The following is a 20,497-nucleotide window of genomic DNA, read 5'->3' on the forward strand; positions in this document are numbered from 1 at the left end:
TCCCACGGCCTACGCTGCGCCACCAACAACCTCCCGACACAAGATCAACAACGGGAGACATCAAACCACACCAAGATCATTCTGTTACGACCTCTAAGCGGGCCTCAGGAACGCGCGGCGCACCTCGGCGTGCAGGCGGGGATAGCCGCTGCCGAACGTCACCGTGGCGTGGAACAGGGTTTCCAGCGCCGCCGCCAGCGGGTCGCCCGCCACGGCAGACAGGACCGCGGGCAGGGCCGCGTGCTGCTGCGAAACCCGGTCGTGGCGCCCGTCGTAGGACGGCACCGCCGTGTAGGCGACGCGGTCGTCGCCGTGCAGCCGCTCGAAAACCGCGGCGTGGTCGTCGAACGGCGGCACCGCTTCGCCGTCCCCCAGCGCGGCCAGCGCCGGGGCGACCCAGTCGAGGTCGCTCAGGCCGGCCTCGTCGCAGGCCCGGCGAGCCAGCCACCCGGCGACGGCGCGCTGGGTGGCCTCGTCGAGCCGCTCGATCGCGTCGGTGAGATCCCGGTCGAGCCGCGCCAGGATCAGACCGCCGTTCACGCGCTTGATCCGTTCACCCGGCGGCCGCCCGCCCCAGCGCCGGGCTTCGGCGGCACGTGCGGCCTCCCGGCGGGCCCGTTCGCGTTCCAGACGTTCCCGCCGCCGGGCTTCCGCCCGCTGCTCCGGAGTGGGTGGCGGCGGCAGCGTCCGGGCGTGCTTGTGCCAGTAGGCGGCGGTCGCGCTGGTCTCCCGGACGACCACGTCGGCCGCCGGGGGCGCGGGCCACAACTGCAGCAGGTACCGGTCGAGCGGGGGTTCGCCGGTCAGCCGGGTGTCCTTCGCCCGCGCCTGCTCAATGCCCGACGCGCAGTACCGCACGCGGTAGTCGACGGGTTCGAGGTCGAGGGGCCAGCTCGCTTCCGCCGCCCACTGCACCAGCTGCACGGCCGCCGTTCGCGGCCGGAACGACACCTCGACGACCTCCTCCCAGTCCTCCCCCACCGGCGCGGGCCCGTCCAGGACCTCCACGGTGAGTTCGACGTTCCCGGTGTGCAGGCCGGTGATGAGGAACAGCAGACCGGGCACCGCGGCCCCGCACAGACCGTTCGACTGACCGCCGCGGGCGTCGGCCAGCCCGTCGAAGAACTCGTCGGTCCGGCTCTCCACGTAGAACTGCCCGTAGTGCACGTGCAGCTCACCCTCGAACAACAACGTCACGGCCGCAGTCTGCCAGCAACCCGGGCCGGAAAACGCTTCCCGATCCCTAGGCCGTGTCTGACAATGTCTTTGTCCAGGTGATGACGTCGTGGATGAGGATGGCGGCGCGGTAGAGCGTGGCCAACTTGTCGTAGCGGGTGGCGATGCCGCGCCATTGTTTGAGCTGGTTGAAGCTGCGTTCGATGACGTTGCGTCCGCGGTAGTCGACCTCGTTGAAGGCGGGTGGTCGTCCGCCGCGGGCCCCGCGGCGTTTGCGGTGTCGGGCTTGGTCGGCCGGTTCGGGGATGACCGCCTGGATCCCCCGCCTGCGTAGGTGCGTGCGGATGGCGCGGGAGGAGTAGGCCTTGTCTGCGCGGACCCGGTCGGGGCGGGTCCGTGCTCGCCCGCCGCCCTGTCGGGGCACCTGAAGGTGGGCCATCAGCGGCTCGAACATCGGCGAGTCCCCGGCCTGGCCTGGTGTCAGCAGCGTGACCAGTGCGCGTCCGTTTCCGTCGACGACACGGTGGATCTTGGTGGTCCAGCCGCCGCGGGAGCGGCCGATGGCGTGGTCAAGCGGCTCGATTCCGGGTTTCGTGTAGTTCGATCCAGCCCCCTGTGTGGCGGGTGATGTTCGTGGCGTGCTGATGCACCCGCACGATGCTGGAGTCGACCGAGACCGACCAGTCGATCAGCCCCGTGGCGTCCGCGAAGGCCTGGAGCCGCTGGAGCACCACATCCCAGGTGCCTTCCTGGGCCAGCCGGCGGTGCCAGGTCCAGATCGTCTGCCACGGCCCGAACACTCCCGGCACATCCCGCCACGCCAGCCCACAGCGGTACCGGTAGATGATCCCCTCCACCATCGCCCGCGCGTCCGAAAACGGCCTGCCCGGCCTACCGGTCCGCGCCGGCAACAAGTCCTCGATCAACGCCCACTGCTCATCCGAGAGCATCTGAAACCGCGACACGACCAGCAGCATCCCAGCCACCAACCGCGATCTTTGTCAGACACGCCCTAGGCGGGCAGATAGGCCGGGCGACCACGGTGCCGATCGCGAGTCAGACAGGGACGTCATGCCCGACATCGACGCGATCACGGTCCGGTCGGGCGGGTAATGCGGGCGCCTGCCGACGCGGACGTCGCGGCGGTGGCGACCGGCCTGGTCGATTCGCACCAGCGCTGCCTGCCGGTGGTCGACCACGGCAAGGTGGTCGGCATCGTCAGCTGGCGCGACCTGCTGACCCACCTGCTGAACGCGCGCGCCGCGCGGTGAGAACCCACGCCGGCGCATTGGTGCCGCCCGCACGCCGTTTGCCAGACTGGGGCGGTGATGGCTGAGCACGGTGCTCCCGGGGGCGGGCCGGGGCGCGAGCAGCTGCGCGTCGGCGTCGACGTCCTGGACCGCGAGGTCGTGGTGCGCGTCGCGGGCGACGTGGACCTGGAGAGCGCCACGCACCTGGAGCAGGCCCTGACCGAGTCGGCCGAACGGATTCCGCCGGTGCTGGTCGTCGACCTGACCGGCGTGGAGTACTTCGGCTCCGCCGGGATGCGGGTGCTGGTCGGGTTGCAGCAGCGCTGCGGTGACGCCACGCGCGTCCGGGTCGTCGCCTCCGACCAGCGCGTGCTGCGGCCGCTGGAGATCACCGGGCTCACCGAGGTGCTCGACGTCCGCCCCACCGTCGCCGAGGCGCTGCACAGCTGACGGACCCGCTCTCGCGTGCTGTCCACTCAGGACGCTCGCTGGTGGCTTGCGGCCCGTGCGCCTGGTGGATCAGCACTCGGCCGACGAGCGCGCCGGAGCGGTCCATGGTTTGATCACCGCGTCTCCAGCCCGGACCGCAGGGGGAACCTCATGGACTACGTGGACCCGGCCCGCAACCTCATCTCGTTCACCACCGGCGCGGGCGCGGTCTTCACCGAGTCCGCGCCCGCGCAGGCCGTCGACGCCTTCCGCCAGGCCTGGGAACGGGTCTCGGCGGACCACGGCGTCGAGGCGGGCGACGTGACCCGCATCGAGGCCTACTGGCAGCCCGCGCACTGGGACGAGCGCTACCTCACGCGCACCTTCGGCGACGTCGAGCTGGAGTACGTCTTCCCCCGGCCCGACCCGGGCGGCTGGCACACCGCGCTGGACCGGGCGCGGGAAGTCCTCGACGAGGTCGCCGCGGGCTGACTCAGCGGGCCGGGCGCTTCACGGGCTCGCAGCACCCGACCGCGCACGGCGCGCCGTTCACGGTGCAGCCGGCCGGCGGGAAGTCCGACAGCTTCCGCACCGGCGCCTGCGCCAGGTGCTCGCGCACCAGCTCCACCACCAGCTCCGCGAACCGCGGGTCGCCGTTCGGGGTCGCCGCGCGGGCGAAGCCCATGCCGTGCTCGGCGGCGCGCTCGGCGGCCTCGTTGTCCAGGTCCCAGATCACTTCGAGGTGGTCGGAGACGAACCCGACCGGGCACACGACGACGCCCTGGACACCAGCAGCGTGCAGCGCGTCGATGTGGTCGACGATGTCCGGCTCCAGCCACGGCACCTGCGGCGGCCCGGACCGCGACTGCCACACCACGTCGTACTCGGCGACCCCGGCCTGCGCGGCCACCAGGCGCGCGGCTTCGTGGATCTGCCGCGAGTAACGCCGCCCGCCCTCCTCCGGCGGCCCGGCGGCCTTGTCCGCGCTCTCCGGCACCGAGTGCGCGGTGAACACGACCCGCGCGCCGGGCACCTGCTCCAGCGCGGCGCGCAGCGCGTCGGCGAAGGCGCCGACGAACAGCGGGTGGTCGAAGAAGTGCCGCAGCTTCACCAGTTCCGGCGCGCCCGCACCGACGGCGGCGCGGGCCCGCTCGATGTCCTCGTCGTACTGGCGGCACGCCGAATAACCGCCGTAGGCGCTGGTCGGGAACACCAGCGCGCGGCGCACCCCGTCGGCCGTCATGCGGGCGACGGTGTCCTCCACCATCGGCTCCCAGTTGCGGTTGCCGAAGTACACCGGCAGGTCGATGCCCTGCGCGGCCAGCTCCTTCTCCACCGCGGCGATCGCCTCGCGGTTGAGCCGGTTGATCGGCGACACGCCACCGAAGTGCTGGTAGTGCTCCGCGACCTCGAGCAGGCGTTCGCGCGGCACCCCCCGTCCCCGGGTCACGTTCTCCAGGAACGGCATGACGTCGTCCGGTCCCTCCGGACCGCCGAAGGACAGCCACAGCAGCGCGTCGTAACTCACGGTAAGAGATTCTGCCGCTGTGGCCGCCTTCACGCCCGCTCAGGGGTCAGAGTCCGAGCGCGTGCACCCCGCCGTCGACCCAGATCATCGAGCCGGTGGTGGCAGGCAGCCAGTCCGACAGCACGGCGCAGATGGTCTTCGCGACCGGCGTCGGGTCCTCGGCGTCCCAGCCCAGCGGGGCGCGGTCGCCCCAGCCGCCCTCCAGCTCGCCGAAGCCCGGGATGGACTTGGCGGCCATGGTCTTGACGGGGCCCGCCGCCACCAGGTTCACGCGGATGCCCTGCGGGCCCAGGTCCCGCGCCAGGTACCGGTTGACCGACTCCAGCGCCGCCTTCGCCACGCCCATCCAGTTGTAGGCCGGCCATGCCACGCGCGCGTCGAAGTCCATGCCGACCACCGAAGAACCACGCGACAGCAGCGGCAGCAGCGCCTTGGTCAGCGACATGAACGAGTACGCCGAGACCTCGACCGCGACCGAGACGTCCTCCTTCGGGGCGTCCAGGAACGGCGCGCCGAGGCAGGACTGCGGCGCGAAGCCGATCGAGTGCAGCACCCCGTCCAGGCCGTCGACGTGCTCCCGCACGCGGTCGGCCAGCGTGTCCAGGTGCTCGGTGTTCTGCACGTCCAACTCGATCACCGGCGCCTCCTCCGGCAGGCGCTTGGCGATGCGCTCCACCAGCGAAAGCCGGCCGAAACCGGTGAGCACGACCTTCGCGCCCTGCTCCTGCGCGGCCTTCGCCGCGTGGAACGCGATCGAGCCGTCGGTGATCACCCCGGTGATCAGCAGTCGCTTACCTTCCAGAAGTCCGGCCACGCCAGTCCTTTCGGTGTCGGTTCGGGAGAAGAGGGTCAGTGGCCCATGCCGAGGCCGCCGTCGACCGGCAGCACGGCGCCGTTGATGTAACCCGCCTCGTCGGAGGCCAGGAAGCGCACCGCGGCGGCGATGTCCGCGGTGTCGCCGTAGCGCCCCGCCGGGATCTGGTTCAGCGCCGCGTTGCGCTGGTCGTCGGTCAGCGCGTTCGTCATGTCGGTGACGATGAACCCGGGCGCCACCACGTTCGCGGTGATGTTGCGCGAGCCCAGCTCGCGGGCCAGCGACCGCGCCATGCCGACCAGGCCGGCCTTGCTCGCGGCGTAGTTGACCTGCCCGGCGCCGCCGGAGAGGCCCACCACGGACGAGATGAAGATGAACCGGCCCCACTTGCCGCGCAGCATGCCGCGCGAGGCGCGCTTGGCGACCCGGTAGGCGCCGGTGAGATTGGCGTCGACGACCCGGGTGAACTGGTCCTCGCTCATCCGCATGAGCAGCGTGTCGTCGGTGATGCCGGCGTTGGACACGACCACCTCGACCGGGCCCTGGTGCTCCTCGACCTGCTTGAACGCCGCGTCGACCTGCTCGCTGTCGGTGACGTCGGCCTGCACGCCGAACAGGCCCTCCGGCGCGCCGGACCCGCGGTGCGTCACCGCCACCTGGTGCCCGGCCTCGGCGAGGCCCCGGGCGATGGCCAGGCCGATGCCGCGGTTGCCGCCGGTGACCAGTACGGACCGTCCCACGTGACACTCCTCGTTCGATTTCCCTCAGTTGCCCGGTGAGGTTATCCGGCGGCCCGGAGGCGGGGCAGCACCGCCCGGCCCACTACCTGGAAGTAACCCGGTGAGCCCGGTCACGAGGCGTGCCGGCTTAAGGGACTGTTAGGTCTGCGCGCACTCCCTTGTCCGCGGTGGCCCCCGCCACCGAACGTGGTCCGCGGTCATGAGACAAGGGAGTTCCTGATGACGACTGGCATCGACGCCGGGGCGGACCGGCGCGCCGGGCGCCGCGTGGTGAGCAACATCCTCCGCGGCTCGGTCGGCAACCTGATCGAGTGGTACGACTGGTACGCCTACACCGCGTTCAGCGTGTACTTCGCCGCCACCTTCTTCCCGAAGGGCGACTCGACCGCGCAGCTGCTCAACACCGCGGGCGTGTTCGCGGTCGGGTTCCTGATGCGGCCGCTCGGCGGCTGGCTGCTCGGCCGCTACGCCGACCGGTTCGGGCGGCGCTCGGCGCTGACGCTGTCGGTCAGCCTGATGGCCGCGGGTTCGCTGCTGATCGCACTGACGCCGGGCTACGCCTCGATCGGCATCGCCGCGCCGCTGCTGCTGGTGCTGGCGCGGCTGCTGCAGGGCATCTCGGTCGGTGGCGAGTACTCCACCTCGGCGACGTACATGTCGGAGGTCGCCACGCGCGGCAAGCGCGGCTACTACTCGAGCTACCAGTACGTCACGCTGATCGCGGGCCAGCTGGTCGCGCTCGCGGTGCAGATCCTGCTGCAGCAGGTGCTGACCACCGAGCAGCTGGACAGCTGGGGCTGGCGGATCGCGTTCGGCATCGGCGCGATCGGCGCGCTGATCGTGTTCTGGCTGCGCCGCGGCATGGACGAGTCGGCCGACTTCGAGGCCGCCAAGGCCGACCGCGACCGCGCCGCGCACGGCACGCTCAAGGCGCTCGCCAAGCACCCCAAGGAGGTCGCCCTCGTGGTCGGCCTGACCATGGGCGGCACGCTGTTCTTCTACACCTACACGACCTACCTGCAGAAGTTCATGGTCAACACCAGCGGCATCAGCAAGCCGAACGCGGCGTGGATCAACTTCTTCGCGCTGGTGGTGTTCGTGCTGCTGCAGCCGCTGTACGGGGCGCTGTCCGACCGGGTGGGCCGCCGTCCGCTGCTGATCGGGTTCGGGGTGCTGGGCACGCTGGTGACCGTGCCGTCGCTGACGCTGCTGGCGCACACGCGCAACCCGGTGTTCGCGTTCGTGCTGATGGTGGTGCCGCTGGCGATCAGCGCGCTCTACACCTCGATCAGCGCGGTGGTGAAGGCCGAGCTGTTCCCGACCAACATCCGCGCGCTGGGCGTCGGGCTGCCCTACTCGGTCGCGGTCGCCGTGTTCGGCGGCACCGCCGAGTACATCGCGCTGTGGTTCAAGCAGGCCGGGCACGAGTCGCTGTTCTTCTGGTACGTGACCGCGGTCGTGTTCGCCTCGCTGGTCATCTACGTGCGGATGCGGGACACCAGCAAGGACTCGGCGATGGACCGCCCGTAGTGTGTAGGGCCGTGCGCGTGTTGCTGGTCGAGGACGACGACGGGGTGGCCGATGCCCTCGTCGACTCGCTCGGCGCGCACGGCCACCAGCCCACCCGGGTGCGGCGCGGCGAGGACGCGCTGCTCGCCCACCGCGACGCCGACCTGGCCCTGCTCGACCTCGGCCTGCCCGACCTGGACGGCCTGGAAGTGCTGCGCAAGCTGCGGGCGGTGAGCACGCTGCCGGTCATCGTGCTCACCGCCCGCGGCGACGAACGGTCGGTGGTGCGCGGGCTGCGGCTCGGGGCGGACGACTACCTGGTCAAACCGGTGCGGCTGAGCGAGCTGCTGGCCCGGATCGAGGCGGTGACCCGGCGGGCCGCGGCCGCGCGGCCGGAACCGCAGGTGGTCGTCGTCGGCGACATCGAGGTGGACCTCGGCGCGCGGCGGGTCGTGGTGGGCGGCGCGGAGGTCGAGCTGACCGCGAAGGAGTTCGCCGTGCTGGCGGCGCTGGCGCGGCGGGCGGGCACGGCGGTGAGCAGGCAGCAGCTGATGGACGAGGTGTGGGGCGACGCGTACGTGGCGGTGTCGCGGTCGCTGGACGTGCACCTGACGCAGCTGCGGGCGAAGCTGCGGCGGCCGGAGCTGCTGACCACGATCCGCGGGTTCGGCTACCGGCTGGGCGCGTAGGTGCGCACCCGGGTCCTGGCCGTCCTGCTGGCCTTCGTCGTGCTCGCGACCGCGGGGTTCGCGCTGCCGCTGCTGACCGTGACCGCCACCGAGCGCACCCAGCAGCTGCTGCTCGCGCGGACCGCGGACCTGGACCGGTTCGCGGCGCTGGCCGACCAGGCGGTCGCCGCGGGTGACGCGTCGGCGCTGCGGGCGGAGGTGACGCGGTACACCGAGCTGTACGGCGAGGGGATCGTGGTGGTCACCACCCGGCGCGCGCCGGTGGCCGAGACCGGTGGGCTGAGCGCGTCGGACCCGGTGGTGGCGGAGCTGGTCGACGCCGCGTTGCGGAACCAGCCGAGCCAGCCCGCGGCGACCGTGCGGCCGTGGTCGCGGACGCCGGCGCTGCTGGCGCGGCCGGCCGGGACGGGCACGAAGGTGTCGGGAGCGGTGGTGCTGCGGGCGTCGGTGGCGGCGGCCGCGGCGGACGTGGGCCGCAGCTGGTTCGCGGTCCTGGCCGGGGCGGCGCTGGTGACGCTGGCCGGTGCCGGGCTCGCGCTCGGGGCGACGCGGTGGGTGCTGGGCCCGATGCGGCGGCTGGACCGCGCGGTGGGCGACCTGACCGCGGGGCTGCGGCCGGTGCACGCGGACTTGGCCGGGCCGCCCGAGCTGCGGCAGCTGACGGCGGGTTTCAACCGGATGTCGGACACGGTCACGGCGGCGCTGGACCAGCAGCGGCGGCTGGTCGCGGACACCTCGCACCAGATGCGCAACCCGATGACGGCGCTGCGGTTGCGGGTCGACGCGCTCGGGTCGTCGCTGCCCGCGTCGGCCGCGCGGACGTACGAGGGCGCGGTCGGGGAGCTGGACCGCCTGGAGGCCCTGCTGGACGACCTGCTGACCCTGGCGGCGGCCGAGCACCGGGCGGGTGAGCTGGCCGTGTCCGGCGAGGGCGCCTCGTGTGACGCGGCGGCCGTGGCGGAGGCGCAGGTGCACCTGTGGCAGCCCGCCGCGGAGCGGGCCGGGGTGTCGTTGCGCTTCACCGGGAGCCCGGCCCACGCGGCGGCGACGGAGGCCGAGCTGGCGCAGGTGCTGGACGTGCTGCTGGACAACGCGCTGAAGTACGCGCCGGGCACGGACGTCACGGTCTCGTGCGGCGCCGAGGGCGCGTGGGTGGTCGTGTCGGTGGCGGATGCCGGGCCCGGGCTGTCCGCGGAGGAGCTGGCGCAGGCGCAGGCACGGTTCTGGCGCGCCGAACGGCACCGGAACCTGCCCGGAACGGGCCTGGGCCTGGCCATCGCCGAGCGCCTGACGGCGGGCCGGGGCGGCCGGATCGAACTCCGGGCCGCGGAGCCGCACGGCTTGGTGGTGCGGGTGCTGCTGCCTCGCGTGGAGGTGGGTGCGTCGTGAGCACGCTGCCCGCCGAGGCCCGCCACGGTCAGCATGCCGAGGCCGGCCACGATGGTGCACTGGCCACCGCGGCCGCGACACGGCGTGGCACCCCGCCACCCGCCGCCAGGCCAACCACTCCCGGCAGCCTACGGGCCGCCGCAGGCGAATCTCGCCGCACGGCGGCACTCACCGCACTTCCCGCGCCTGCCGCCGGGCGCGACGCGCCACTCGCAGCCTGCCTCGCGCGGCGGAAAGCGCCGCCTCGCGGCGGTCAGCAGGGTCCGCGGCGCGCGCCGCACGGGTGCCCCGGGCGGGGCCGCATGACCACCCAAGCCACACTCCCGGCCACCGGCCGGGCCGGAGTCGTGCCGCCGCCGGCGCGCGGTCTTGCTGCCGGAAGTGCCACCCCCAACCGCCGCCCCAGCGGAGCCGCGCCATGACCAGCCGCCGCAGCCTGCTCCGCGCCGGGATCGCCGTCGCGGCCACCGGGGCCCTCCTCGGGGCCGGCGCCCCGCCCCGTCCCGGCGGGCCCGCGGGAACGCTGCGCATCGCCACCGGGGAGGAAGCCGGGTTCTACCTCGCCTTCGGCCAGCTCCTCGCCGCGGAGCTGAACGCCGCCCACCCCCGCCTGCACACCGTCGCGCTGCCGACCGAGGCCAGCGTCGCCAACCTGGAGATGCTCGACGCCGGCACGGCCGAGCTCGCCCTCAGCCTCGCCGACATCGCGGGCGCCGCCACCGATGGCGCGGCCCCCTTCGGCCGCCGCATCGAACTGTGCGCGCTCGGCCGCGTCTACGAGAACTACCTTCAGCTCGCCGTCCGCGCCGACTCCCCCATCACCTCGGTCGCCGGCCTCGCCGGGCGCACCGTCTCCCTCAGCGCGCCCCGCTCCGGCGCGGCCGTGCTCGGCGAGCGGCTGTTCGCCGCGGCCGGGGTCGCGATCGTCGACCGGCACCTGCCGATGCTCGAGGCCGGCGAGGCCCTCCGTCAGGGCCGGATCGACGCGATGCTCGTCTCCGGCGGGGTCCCGCTGCCAGTTCTGTCCACCTTGGACAACGAGATCGGCATCCGCCTGCTGCCGCTGGCCCCCTACCTCCCCGCGTTGCGCGGCCCCGGCCAGGAAGCCGTGCGCGTGCCCGCCGGCGCCTACCGCTCCCCCGAGGTCGACACCATCGGTGTCGCGAGCCTGCTCGTCTGCCGCCCGGACCTGCCCGCCGACGTGGCCGCCGCGGTCACCCGCGTGCTCGTGCAGCGGGCCGCCCAGCTGGTGCCGGCGCAAGCCGTGGCGACCCAGTTTCTCGATGTACGTTCGCTGATCGGAACCGGTACCGTTCCCCTGCACCCCGGAGCCGTGGCGACCTACCGCGCGTTGCACGGCTGAGCGAGGAAGGAGCACCGGTGACCCAGTCCCGCCCGCCGGTCGTGGCCATGCCGCTGCGCGTCCGCTTCCACGAGTGCGATCCGCAGGGCATCGTCTTCAACGCCCACTACCTGGCCTACTTCGACATGGCCTCGTTCGAGTTCTTCAAGGCGATCTTCGGCTCCTACGACGCGCTGCGCGACCAGGGCGTGGACTGCGTGGTGGCCGAGTCGAACCTGCGGTACCGCGCGCCGAGCCGGTTCGACGACGAACTGGTCGTCGAGGTCGCGATCGACCACCTCGGCACGACCTCGATGATCCTGGCGTTCACCGTCCGCCGCGGCGACGACCTGATCGCGACCGGCACGAACCGCTACGTGTTCGTCGACGCCCGGACCCTGGCCAAGGCCGCGCCGCCGGAGGACGTGCGCGCCAAGCTGCTGGCCCACACGTGAGCGAACCCGCCTTCGTGCGGGACACCCGCGCGGCCTACGACGCCATCGCCGGCGAGTTCGCCGAGTGGATCCGCGACGAGCTGGCGGTCAAACCGCTCGACCGCGCCGTGCTCGCCGCGTTCGCCGAACTCGCCGGCGGGCCGGTGGCCGACGTCGGTTGCGGCTCCGGCCGCATCACGGCGCACCTGCGGGGCCTGGGCGTGGACGCGTTCGGCATCGACCTGTCCCCGGAGATGGTCGCCGTGGCGCGGCGCACCCACCCGGGCGTCCGCTTCGAGGTCGGGTCGATGACCGCGCTCGACCTCCCCGACGGCAGCCTCGGCGGGCTCGTGGCCTGGTACTCGATCATCCACGTCCCGCCGGACACGCTGCCCGCGGTGCTCGCCGGGTTCCGCCGGGTCCTCGCGCCCGGCGGCTGGCTGCAGCTGGCGTTCGGGGTCGGCGACGAGCCCGTGCACCGGGACGAGGTCGGCGGGCACCGGGTGAGCCTGGACTTCCACCAGCGCCGCGTGGACGAGGTGGCCGCCCTGCTCACCGAGGCCGGGTTCGAGGTGCGCGCCCGGCTGGAGCGCGCACCGGACGAAGCGGGGCCGTTCCCCGAAACGGCCCCGCAGGCGTTCGTCCTGGCCCGGCGGCCCGCTCAGGCCTCCTGAACGCCCGGGCGCCGGTCCTCCACGACGTAGCTGGCGCGCGTGCTGATCGGCGCGCCCGGCTTCGTCACGTACGGCACGACCCGGAAGTCGCTGCGCCAGCGCTGCCGGTTGACGTTCACCCGCACGTAGCCGCGCTGGGCGTTGAAGAACTTCATGTGCGGGTTGGCCGCGAGGAAGTTCGTGCCGTCGGTGTTCATGTCCGCGCCGTCGCCGCCGCTGGTGATCGAGGTACCGACGAACTCGCTGCCGACGGTGGCCGAGCCAGGGTCGGCGTAGTCGCGCTTGAGGTCCCAGGCGTAGTTCTGGTGGCGGTCGCCGGTGATCACGACCAGGTTGCGCACGTCCCGGTCCTGCGCCGCGGCCAGCACCTTGTTGCGCTCGGCGACGTAGCCGTCCCACGGGTCCAGCCACACGTCCACCGGCGCGCCCGGGTCGCGGTCGGTCTGGCCCATCGGCGCCTGGTTGCCCAGCACCTGCCAGCGCGCCTTCGACCGGGAGAACCCGTCGATGAGCCACTCCCGCTGCTGCGGGCCGAGCAGGGTGCGCTCCGGGTCGAGCCGCTCGGTGCAGGTGGCCGAGTTGCCGTCGCCGCAGGGCTGGTCGTCGCGGTACTGGCGGGTGTCCAGCATGGTGATCTCGGCCAGCTGCCCGTAGGACAGGCGGCGGTGCAGCCGCACGTTCGGCCCGGACGGCATCTGCGTGTGCCGGTAGGGCAGGTTCTCGTAGTTGGCCTGGAACGCCTGCGCCCGCCGCTGCCGGAACACGGCCGGGTCCTGGTCGGGCTCGGTGTCGGCCTGCGAGATGTCGCCGGCCCAGTTGTTCTCGACCTCGTGGTCGTCGATGGTGTGGATCCAGGGGAAGCGGGCGTGTGCGGCCTGCAGCGGCGCCTCCGCCTTGTAGAGCGCGTACTGCAGGCGGTAGCGGGCGAGGTCGAAGGTCTCGGTCTTGAACTTGTCCTCGACGGTCACGCCGCGCTTGTTGGTGCCCACGCCGGACTCGTACAGGTAGTCGCCGAGGTGCACGACGAAGTCCAGGTCCTCGGCGGCCATGTGCTCGTAGGCGGTGTAGTAGCCGTCCTGCCAGGCCTGGCACGAGGCGAACGCGAAGTTCAGCTCCCGCGGCGACGACCACAGCGCCGGGGCCGTGCGGGTGCGGCCGACCATCGAGATCTCGCCGCCGACGCGGAACCGGTAGAAGTACTCGTGGTCGGGCGCCAGGCCGGAGATCTCCGGGTGCACCGAGTGGCCCAGCTCGGGGGTGGCGATCGCGCTGCCCCGCCGCACCACGGCGCGGAACCGCTCGTCGTGGGCCACCTCGTACTCGACCCGGACCGGGACCGCGGGCATCCCGCCCGCGCCGTCGGCGGCGAACGGTTCCGGGGCGAGCCGGGTCCACAGCACGACTCCGTCGGGGGCCGGGTCGCCGGAGGCGACGCCGAGCGTGAACGGGTTGGTCCCCTTGACGGGGCTGGCGTAGGCATTCGCCGCCGTCCAGGCGCCGGTGCCGAGCAGCACCGCCGCGGCTCCCGCCCCGCTGAAGCCGAGGAACCGGCGGCGGGACAGGTGGTTCGGGCGCACGACCATGTGAGGTCCTCCTGTGGTGGGATGGGAGCACCAGGATGCTCACGGCCGGACATGGCCGTCAGCGTCCGGACGGGCGAACCACAGGTGAACGGAAACGATCAACTCGAATGTTCCGGATTCTCTTCTACCAGCCGGAGATCCCGCCCAACACGGGCAACGCGATCCGGCTCGCGGCCAACTCGGGCTGCCAGCTGCACCTCGTCGAGCCGCTGGGCTTCCGGTTCGAGGACAAGCACCTGCGCCGCGCCGGGCTGGACTACCACGACCTGGCCGACGTGCACGTGCACCCGGACCTGGACAGCGCGTGGAAGGCGCTGCTGCCGGCGAACGTGTACGCGTTCAGCGCCGGCGCCACCCGGTGGTACACCGAGGTGGCGTACCAGCCGGGCGACGTGCTGCTGTTCGGGCCCGAATCGTCCGGGCTGCCCGCCGAGGTGCAGGACGCCCCGCAGGTCACCGACCGCGTGCGCGTCCCGATGAAGCCGGGCGTCCGCTCGCTCAACCTGGCCAACACCGCCGCCATCGCGGTGTTCGAAGCCTGGCGGCAGCAGGGGTTCCCCGGCGGCGTCTAGCGATGCTCGTTCACCGGCGCCGTGGACAGCAGGTCGTCGCGGTAGTCGGCGGGCAGCTGCTGCGCCAGGTCGTCGAACTCGCCCTCGCTCACGCCTGCCTTCAGCGCCGCGACGACCGCGCGGGCGTGCTCGCGGGCGCCGTCCTGCGTGCAGCCGTGGCCTTCCGCGTCCATGACGCGCCGGTAGAACTCCTCGACGCCGAACGACGCGCCCTCACCGGTCTCGGGCAGCGCCTCCTTGATGCCGGCGGGCAGCTGTCCGGCCAGGTCACCGGGCTCACCGCCGGCGAGCCGCTGCCCCAGCACGGTCAGGGTCGCGCGGGTGGCGTCGGCGGCGTGCCCGGCGTCCTCCAGCCCGGCGGTCCGGCGCACGGCGGCGACGATCTCCTGTTCCTTCATCACACCTCCCGGTGAACTCGTCTCCGCAAGGCGCATACCCGGCCGCCGCGGGCCTGACACGTCACCCGGCCTCCGGGGGCGCCACCGCCTCCAGCCCCCACGCCTCGCGGAACGCGCTGACCGTCAGCCACGCCAGCCGGGCGTTCACCGCGAACAGCTGGCGCACCGAGGTGAGCGTGTCGAAGGAGGCGTCGCCTTCGCTGTCCCGGCCGCGCGCCAGCTCGGCCTCGCCGAAGCCGTCGCCGAAGACCTCCCGGATCGTGCCCAGGTAGTAGAGGTAGCCGAGGGTTTCGAGCTGGACCCGGCGCAGGCCCTCGTCGTCGCCGGGCGAGACGGGCGGTCGCGTCGCCGCCTTCAGCAGGACCGGCGCGTCCGGCACGGCGTGCGCCTCGACGTGCCGGACCAGCTCGCTGGCCCGCGCGTGGTCGTACGCCTCGCGCGCGACGACCGTGCGCAGCCCGGCGAGCTTGCCCTTCAGGTCTTCGTCGACCACCCGGCGGCACACCGCGTCGAGCGCCCCGGGCTCCGCGGTCACCAGCCGCGCGACGCGGATCAGCTCCCGCGGCAGCCCGCCGGCCAGGCAGTGGCAGAGGCAGACGAACGGCTCGGGCAGGCCCAGCACGCGGGCGCCGAGCACGGCGCTGGCGTCCGGCAGGCGCAGGTGGTCCAGCCGGAAGATCATGTCGAAGGCGCTGTCGAACGCGTCCCGCACCGGCAGCCCGCGCCGTTCGAACGACGCGAGCGCGTCCTCCGACACCGACACCAGGAACAGGAACCCGGGCACGTCCAGGTTGAACAGGGCCTTGACCTCGTTGACGAAGTCCTGCGCCTCCTCCGGGGAGAGGATCTTGTCCAGCTCGTCGAGCACGATCACCACCGAGGGCGTGGCGATGTCCGGCAGGCGGGAGACGCAGTCGATCGTGGTGCGGAGGAACTCGCCGAACTCGTGCACGATCTGCGGGTAGCTGCGCGGCTGGCGGGTCAGCTCGCGGGAGTCGCTCAGCCCGGTCTCCGCCCCGAACAGGAGGCCGACCTTGCCCGACCACCCCGAGGTGTGCTTCTGCTGGAACTCGATGCCGTCCAGGGTTTCCCTGGCCAGGTCCCGCAGTCCGGGCAGGTCCCGCGGCCTGCGGGTGAGGGCGGGTGCGGGCGCCGGCGTGAACCGGCGCCGCCGCGCCAGGTACAGCACGGTCATCCCGGCCAGCACGACGACGAGCGGCCACCACATGGCCGACAGCCAGCTGCCGAGGTCCTGGCGCGGCCCGTTGACCGCGGCCGCGCCGACGAACCCGACCACGACCCACAGGACGACGGCGGCCAGCAACGGCGCGGCGGGCCGCAGCAGCGCGAGCCGCTCGGTCCACCGCGGCGGCCGGTCCTTGATCCGCGCGGCGCAGAACCCGAGCACCTCGGCGCAGGTGCGCGCGAAGAGGTGGAGGACGAACTCGCGGGCGTCGTAGCGCACCGGGACGCTTTCCAGGACCACGATGTGCTGACGGCCCGCCTCGAGGAACCGGCCCGCCTGGTAGGCCTCCAGCAGGGTCGACTTGCCCGCGCCGCGCGGCCCGGCCACACCGATGGCCCCGCCGCTGATCCCGCTGGTGAGCCGGCGCAGCCGGGTGAACGCGGCGGTGTCGACGATGCGGTCGCCCGCGCGCATCAGCCCGAGGCCGGCGCGGTTGAGCTCCGGCAGCACCGTGCTGAACGACGGGTTCACCGCCTCGTTCAGGTGCCGGGTGACCGCCGGGAGCACCGCGCGCATCGCCGCGGACAGCCAGTCCCGCTCGGCCTCGCCGACGCGCACCCGCAACGCGTCCCGCGTGGCGGTCCACTTCGCACTGCCGCGCCGGTCCGGGTCCTGCGACAGCCGGGCGGGCACCAGCCCGGGGCTCAGCGACAGCGGGCCGCCCAGCACGAGGACCAGCAGGGTGACGCCGTCGGCGAGCAACCACACCTGCCAGTCCGGCCACGGCAACGGGATCACGTGCGACAACAGCAGGTAAGCCGCCACCGCGGCCACCGCGGCGGTGAGCGTGGTCCGCGCGACGACCGGCGGCGGGATGCGGCGTCCCGGCTCCTCGTCCTTCTCCGGGCTGAAGGTCGCCAGGCACGCCGTCAGGAGCACGAACCCGGCGGCCAGCCCGGCCAGCACCCACACCACGGTGGCCCAGAACGGCCCCATCGCCGCCTTCGACGACGGCCACAGCCGCCACAACACCAGCAGGAAGGTCGTCGCGATCGCGGTCGTCACCGGGAAGCCGGCGCCGGCGCGGGCGGGCTGGCCGGTGAGCCTCGTGCCTGCCCTGGCGATCAGCCGATGGGCCCACCGCAGCGAGAACCCGCCCACCACCGCCCCGGCCAGGAAGATCCAGAACCGCGCGCCGCCGCTCAGCGACGTCTGGCCGAGCTGCCAGGCCGCGAGCGGGAACACCAGGCCCGGCCACATCGCGGCGCCGGTGAGCGCGTGGCCCTTCCGGTCCCGGGCCGACGGCGTTCGCACGGCCGGGGTGGCGTCGCGTTGCTCGTGGTCGGCCAGCGCCTGCCGGGCCAGCCGCAGCCCCGCGATCTCCGGGTTGGTGTACCGCAGGATGCCCTGGCTGCCGCGCAGCACCGCCGACCGCACGTGCGCCCGCACGCCCGCCCGGTCGGCCTCGGCCACGCGACGGCCGAACTCGGTGGCGACCGAGGGATCATCCAGGGCTACGTCGACGAGGTCCGGCAGGCGATCGCGGAGTTCCGAGACCAGCGCATCCGGGACGGCGCCCGCCGTGTCGCCCGGTGCCCCGGCGGACGCCTCGTGCAGTGCGGTCATGATCGAGCACTGTATCGGCGCGCCGCCCGGACGGCCCGCGTTTCGGCGGATCTAGGTCCCGACGGTCCGGCTGCGGCTGGCCCGCCGGCCGCGGCACCAACCTCACCGCCCAACCCACCTAGGGCAGGCGCTGCCCCACGAACAGCGACGTGCCCGCGGCGGCGACGAGGGCCAGCGTGCCGAGCAGGACCCACGGCCTGCTGGCGTCGGCTTCCTTCATCTCGTAGCCGATCTGCTCGCCGAGGTCGGCGTAGACCTCCTTGAGCTGCTCGGCCGAGCCCGCTTGGTAGAACTGCCCGTCGGAGAGGCGGGCGACCTCCTGCAACGAGCCGTCGTCGACGTCCACCGGCACCTCGCGGCCGTCGATCTCGACCGTGCCGTGGCTGGTGCCGAAGGAGATCGTGGAGATCGGGACCTGCTGCTTGCGCGCCTCCTGCGCGGCGGTGAACGCGCCGCGCGGCGCGTAGAGGTCGTCGGGCACGGTCTGCTTGCCGTCGCTCATCAGCACGATCCGCGCGGGCGGCGGCCCGTCGGCGCCCCCGACCACCGCCGAGAAGCCCTGGATCGACTGCAGCGCCGCGTAGATGCCTTCGCCGGTCGCGGTCGACTGGGCCAGCTTGAGGTTGTCGATCGCGCTGACCACGCTCTGCCGCTGCGTCGTCGGCGCCACCAGGACCGTCGCGGTGCCCGCGAACGACACCAGGCCCAGGTTGATGCCGGGCGTGAGGCCCTGCGCGAACTGGGTCGCCGCGTCCTGGGCCGCCTTGATGCGGGACGGCTTGACGTCGGTGGCCTCCATGGACAGCGACACGTCCACCACCAGCATCACCGTGGCCCGGTTGCGCGGCACCTTCTGCTCGGCGGTCGGCCCGGCCAGCCCGACGGTCAGCAGCAGCAGCGAGACGATGATCAGCGCGGCCGGCACGTGCCGCGGCCAGCCCTGCGAGCGGGGCGCGATGCGGTCGAGCAGTTCGAGATTGGTGAACCGCATGGTGCGGCGGCGCCGGGCGCGCTGCGCCAGCACGTAGCCGACCGCGACCGCGGCGACCACGAACAGCAGCAGGAACCACCAGGGCGCGCTGAATCCGGAGAGGCTCACGCGACGCCCCCGCTCCACCGCCGCTTGCGTGCCACCACGAACCGCACGGTGTCGGCGATCCAGTCGGAGTCCGTGCGCAGCACCAGGTGCGCCGCGCCGGCTTGCCGCAGCGCCCGCGCCACCTGGTCGCGGTGCGCCTGCGCGGCCGCGGCGAACTCGCGCCGCAGCAAGGCCGAGGCCCGCACCTCGCGTTGTTTGCCGGTCTCCGGGTCGGCCAGCACGATCGTGCCCACCTCCGGCAGGTCGACGTCGCGGGGGTCGATCACCTCGATGCCGATGAGGTCGTGCCGCGCGGACAGCGCGCGCAGCGGGCGCTGCCACCCGGTGCCGCCGAGGAAGTCGGACACCACGACGACGAGACCGCGCCGGCGCGGCGGCCGGCGCAGCTGCTCGACCATGGCGGCGAGGTCGCCCCGGGTGCCCTCGGCCGCGCGCGGCATCTCGGCGATCTTGCGCAGCAGGTTGCGGGCGTGCGCGCGGCCGCCGCGCGCCGGGACGCGTTCGGTCTGATCGCCGTTGGAGAACACCGCGCCGAGCCGGTTGCCACCGCCGCCGGTCAGGTGGGCGATCGCGGCGACCGCGCACACCACCAGGTCGCGCTTCTCGGACAGGGCGGTGCCGAAGTCCAGGCTCGCGGACAGGTCGGCGGCCACCCACGTCTCCAGCTCGCGGTCGGCGACCGTCTCGCGGATGTGCGGCTCGGTGGTGCGGGCGGTGACGGCCCAGTCCATGCGCCGCACGTCGTCGCCCGGCTGGTAGGGCCGCGCCTCGCCCGGCTCGGAGCCGGGGCCGGGCACGAGACCGAGGTGGTTGCCCTGCAGCAGGCCGTCGAGCCGGCGGCGCACCTCGAGTTCGAGCATGCGCAGGCCGGCGTCGAGCCGTTCACCACGGAGCACGGGCGGCGCCCACGCGGGCCGGGCGCTGCCGTCGCCGGTGTTTCCCCTGGCCACTACCGCCCCGGGGTCCCGTTCGGCAGCGGCTGGGCCGGACCGCCCTGCGGCCGGGCGGAGACCTGCGGCAGCGGCACGGTCTGCAGCACGCGGGTGACGATGTGGTCCAGCGGCACGGCGTCGGCGAGCGCGTCGTAGGACAGCACGAGCCGGTGGCGCAGCACGTCCGGCACGACGTCGACGACGTCCTGGGGCAGCACGTAGTCGCGGCCGCGGACGAGCGCGAGCGCGCGGGCGGCGGCGATGATGCCGAGGCTGGCGCGCGGCGAGGCGCCGTAGGACACCCAGCCCGCGACGTCGGTGAGGCCGTGCTCGGCCGGGGTGCGGGTGGCCAGCACCAGGCGCACCACGTAGTCGACGAGCGAGTGGTGCACGAACACCTTCGCGGCGACGTCCTGCAGCCGGACCAGCTCGGCCGGGCTGAGGACCTCGTGCGGCTCCGGCGGCGTGACGCCCATCCGGTAGATGATCTCGCGCTCCTCCTCCGCGGAGGGGTAGTCGACGATGATCTTGAACAGGAACCGGTCGCGCTGCGCCTCCGGCAGCGGGTAGACGCCCTCGTTCTCGATCGGGTTCTGGGTCGCGAGCACCAGGAACGGGTCGGGCATCGGGAAGGTCTTGCCGCCGATGGAGACGTGCCGTTCGGCCATCACCTCGAGCATCGCGGACTGCACCTTGGCCGGCGCGCGGTTGATCTCGTCGGCGAGGACGAAGTTCGCGACGACCGGGCCGAGCTCGACGTCGAACTTCTCGCTGCCCTGACGGTAGATGCGGGTGCCGAGGATGTCGGCGGGCACCAGGTCGGGCGTGAACTGGACGCGCGAGAACGAGCCGCCGACGACGCGGGCGAGGGTCTCCACCGCGAGGGTCTTCGCCACGCCGGGCACGCCCTCCAGGAGCAGGTGCCCCTTGGCCAGCAGGCCCACCAGGAGCCGCTCGACGAGCCGGTCCTGCCCGACGATCACCCGCTTGACCTCGAACACGGTGCGCTCGAGCAGCTGCGCGTCCCGCGCGGGGGTCGCGGACTGCTGTTGCCCGTTCGCGCCCTCCGGGTAGCGGGGCTCGGTCACGGTTCCCTCCTCGCTCACGTTCACCTCTGCGCTGCGACC

At 73.3% G+C, this 20,497-nt stretch carries 20 protein-coding genes and 1 pseudogene; 10 read left to right on the top strand and 11 right to left on the bottom strand.

Annotated features, from left to right (window positions below; all coding sequences use genetic code 11):
- Positions 1 to 93: 93 nt before the first annotated feature.
- Complete coding sequence (locus ABZ193_RS06960; RefSeq protein WP_354709213.1) at positions 94 to 1,197, bottom strand: hypothetical protein; 1,104 nt, start codon at positions 1,195 to 1,197, stop codon at positions 94 to 96.
- A 46-nt stretch (positions 1,198 to 1,243) separates the two neighbouring features.
- Positions 1,244 to 2,126: pseudogene (locus ABZ193_RS06965) on the bottom strand (IS5 family transposase).
- Between the two features lie 162 nt (positions 2,127 to 2,288).
- Here ABZ193_RS06965 and ABZ193_RS06970 point away from each other — a divergent pair.
- The 3 genes from ABZ193_RS06970 (at position 2,289) to ABZ193_RS06980 (ending at position 3,347) form a co-directional block, all read left to right on the top strand.
- The gene (locus ABZ193_RS06970; RefSeq protein WP_237340335.1) at positions 2,289 to 2,447 is read left to right on the top strand and encodes a CBS domain-containing protein; all 159 of its coding nucleotides are present in this window, start codon (positions 2,289 to 2,291) and stop codon (positions 2,445 to 2,447) included.
- Positions 2,448 to 2,504: 57 nt separating this feature from the next.
- Positions 2,505 to 2,876, top strand: a complete 372-nt coding sequence (locus tag ABZ193_RS06975; RefSeq protein ID WP_345075276.1) for an anti-sigma factor antagonist — start codon at positions 2,505 to 2,507, stop codon at positions 2,874 to 2,876.
- 150 nt (positions 2,877 to 3,026) lie between these two features.
- The gene (locus ABZ193_RS06980) at positions 3,027 to 3,347 is read left to right on the top strand and encodes a hypothetical protein (protein WP_354709215.1); all 321 of its coding nucleotides are present in this window, start codon (positions 3,027 to 3,029) and stop codon (positions 3,345 to 3,347) included.
- 1 nt (position 3,348) lies between these two features.
- Here the strand turns inward: ABZ193_RS06980 and ABZ193_RS06985 are convergent, their stop codons facing one another.
- Genes ABZ193_RS06985 through ABZ193_RS06995 form a run of 3 tightly spaced genes read right to left on the bottom strand, consistent with a single transcriptional unit; the run spans position 3,349 to position 5,937 of the window.
- Positions 3,349 to 4,383 (bottom strand): ferrochelatase, encoded by a 1,035-nt coding sequence (locus tag ABZ193_RS06985; protein WP_354709216.1) that lies wholly within the window; start codon positions 4,381 to 4,383, stop codon positions 3,349 to 3,351.
- A gap of 46 nt (positions 4,384 to 4,429) precedes the next feature.
- Entirely contained in the window at positions 4,430 to 5,197 is a 768-nt protein-coding gene (gene fabI, locus ABZ193_RS06990; protein WP_020418437.1) for an enoyl-ACP reductase FabI, read from the bottom strand.
- Positions 5,198 to 5,232: 35 nt separating this feature from the next.
- Positions 5,233 to 5,937 carry a beta-ketoacyl-ACP reductase gene (locus tag ABZ193_RS06995; protein WP_020418438.1) on the bottom strand — a complete coding sequence of 235 codons (705 nt, stop codon included), beginning with the start codon at positions 5,935 to 5,937 and terminating at the stop codon, positions 5,233 to 5,235.
- Between the two features lie 219 nt (positions 5,938 to 6,156).
- Between ABZ193_RS06995 and ABZ193_RS07000 the strand changes: the two genes are divergently transcribed.
- The 6 genes from ABZ193_RS07000 (at position 6,157) to ABZ193_RS07025 (ending at position 11,974) form a co-directional block, all read left to right on the top strand.
- On the top strand, positions 6,157 to 7,467 hold the full coding sequence (locus ABZ193_RS07000; RefSeq protein ID WP_354709217.1) for an MFS transporter: 1,311 nt from the start codon (positions 6,157 to 6,159) through the stop codon (positions 7,465 to 7,467).
- A gap of 11 nt (positions 7,468 to 7,478) precedes the next feature.
- Entirely contained in the window at positions 7,479 to 8,135 is a 657-nt protein-coding gene (locus tag ABZ193_RS07005) for a response regulator transcription factor (RefSeq protein ID WP_020418440.1), read from the top strand.
- A complete protein-coding gene (locus tag ABZ193_RS07010) occupies positions 8,136 to 9,524 on the top strand; it encodes a HAMP domain-containing sensor histidine kinase (protein WP_354709219.1) in 1,389 nt (462 codons plus the stop codon).
- A gap of 418 nt (positions 9,525 to 9,942) precedes the next feature.
- Positions 9,943 to 10,887: a TAXI family TRAP transporter solute-binding subunit gene (locus tag ABZ193_RS07015; protein WP_354709220.1), complete on the top strand. Its 945-nt coding sequence runs from the start codon at positions 9,943 to 9,945 to the stop codon at positions 10,885 to 10,887.
- 17 nt (positions 10,888 to 10,904) lie between these two features.
- Complete coding sequence (locus tag ABZ193_RS07020) at positions 10,905 to 11,321, top strand: thioesterase family protein (protein ID WP_020418443.1); 417 nt, start codon at positions 10,905 to 10,907, stop codon at positions 11,319 to 11,321.
- Positions 11,318 to 11,974 (top strand): class I SAM-dependent methyltransferase, encoded by a 657-nt coding sequence (locus tag ABZ193_RS07025; RefSeq protein ID WP_237340208.1) that lies wholly within the window; start codon positions 11,318 to 11,320, stop codon positions 11,972 to 11,974. The genes ABZ193_RS07020 and ABZ193_RS07025 overlap by 4 nt, the downstream gene beginning before the upstream one ends.
- Here the strand turns inward: ABZ193_RS07025 and ABZ193_RS07030 are convergent.
- Complete coding sequence (locus ABZ193_RS07030) at positions 11,962 to 13,557, bottom strand: alkaline phosphatase D family protein (RefSeq protein WP_354709221.1); 1,596 nt, start codon at positions 13,555 to 13,557, stop codon at positions 11,962 to 11,964. The two genes, ABZ193_RS07025 and ABZ193_RS07030, sit on opposite strands and share 13 nt — an antisense overlap.
- 107 nt (positions 13,558 to 13,664) lie before the next feature.
- Between ABZ193_RS07030 and ABZ193_RS07035 the strand changes: the two genes are divergently transcribed.
- On the top strand, positions 13,665 to 14,129 hold the full coding sequence (locus ABZ193_RS07035; RefSeq protein WP_020418445.1) for a tRNA (cytidine(34)-2'-O)-methyltransferase: 465 nt from the start codon (positions 13,665 to 13,667) through the stop codon (positions 14,127 to 14,129).
- On the opposite strand, the gene ABZ193_RS07040 is transcribed toward ABZ193_RS07035, so the two are convergent.
- The 5 genes from ABZ193_RS07040 to ABZ193_RS07060 form a co-directional block, all read right to left on the bottom strand.
- Positions 14,126 to 14,527: a DUF2267 domain-containing protein gene (locus ABZ193_RS07040; RefSeq protein WP_020418446.1), complete on the bottom strand. Its 402-nt coding sequence runs from the start codon at positions 14,525 to 14,527 to the stop codon at positions 14,126 to 14,128. The genes ABZ193_RS07035 and ABZ193_RS07040 overlap by 4 nt on opposite strands.
- A gap of 61 nt (positions 14,528 to 14,588) precedes the next feature.
- On the bottom strand, positions 14,589 to 17,339 hold the full coding sequence (locus ABZ193_RS07045) for a transcriptional regulator (RefSeq protein WP_354709222.1): 2,751 nt from the start codon (positions 17,337 to 17,339) through the stop codon (positions 14,589 to 14,591).
- Positions 17,340 to 17,457: 118 nt separating this feature from the next.
- Positions 17,458 to 18,438: a VWA domain-containing protein gene (locus tag ABZ193_RS07050; RefSeq protein WP_020418448.1), complete on the bottom strand. Its 981-nt coding sequence runs from the start codon at positions 18,436 to 18,438 to the stop codon at positions 17,458 to 17,460.
- Complete coding sequence (locus ABZ193_RS07055) at positions 18,435 to 19,388, bottom strand: DUF58 domain-containing protein (protein ID WP_020418449.1); 954 nt, start codon at positions 19,386 to 19,388, stop codon at positions 18,435 to 18,437. The genes ABZ193_RS07050 and ABZ193_RS07055 overlap by 4 nt, the downstream gene beginning before the upstream one ends.
- Complete coding sequence (locus tag ABZ193_RS07060) at positions 19,388 to 20,458, bottom strand: MoxR family ATPase (protein WP_354709224.1); 1,071 nt, start codon at positions 20,456 to 20,458, stop codon at positions 19,388 to 19,390. Before ABZ193_RS07060 ends, ABZ193_RS07055 begins: the two co-directional genes overlap by 1 nt.
- Positions 20,459 to 20,497: the final 39 nt, after the last annotated feature.

It is taken from the genome of Amycolatopsis sp. NPDC006125, assembly GCF_040614195.1.
GTDB lineage: Bacteria > Actinomycetota > Actinomycetes > Mycobacteriales > Pseudonocardiaceae > Amycolatopsis_E > Amycolatopsis_E tucumanensis.

Coding starts and splice junctions, on each gene's coding strand:
- ABZ193_RS07035 (WP_020418445.1), top strand. CDS start 13,665: ATGTTCCGGATTCTCTTCTACCAGCCGGAGATCCCGCCCAACACGGGC.
- ABZ193_RS06980 (WP_354709215.1), top strand. CDS start 3,027: ATGGACTACGTGGACCCGGCCCGCAACCTCATCTCGTTCACCACCGGC.
- ABZ193_RS07040 (WP_020418446.1), bottom strand. CDS start 14,527: ATGAAGGAACAGGAGATCGTCGCCGCCGTGCGCCGGACCGCCGGGCTG.
- ABZ193_RS06975 (WP_345075276.1), top strand. CDS start 2,505: ATGGCTGAGCACGGTGCTCCCGGGGGCGGGCCGGGGCGCGAGCAGCTG.
- ABZ193_RS07045 (WP_354709222.1), bottom strand. CDS start 17,339: ATGACCGCACTGCACGAGGCGTCCGCCGGGGCACCGGGCGACACGGCG.
- ABZ193_RS07030 (WP_354709221.1), bottom strand. CDS start 13,557: ATGGTCGTGCGCCCGAACCACCTGTCCCGCCGCCGGTTCCTCGGCTTC.
- ABZ193_RS07015 (WP_354709220.1), top strand. CDS start 9,943: ATGACCAGCCGCCGCAGCCTGCTCCGCGCCGGGATCGCCGTCGCGGCC.
- ABZ193_RS07000 (WP_354709217.1), top strand. CDS start 6,157: ATGACGACTGGCATCGACGCCGGGGCGGACCGGCGCGCCGGGCGCCGC.
- ABZ193_RS06970 (WP_237340335.1), top strand. CDS start 2,289: ATGCGGGCGCCTGCCGACGCGGACGTCGCGGCGGTGGCGACCGGCCTG.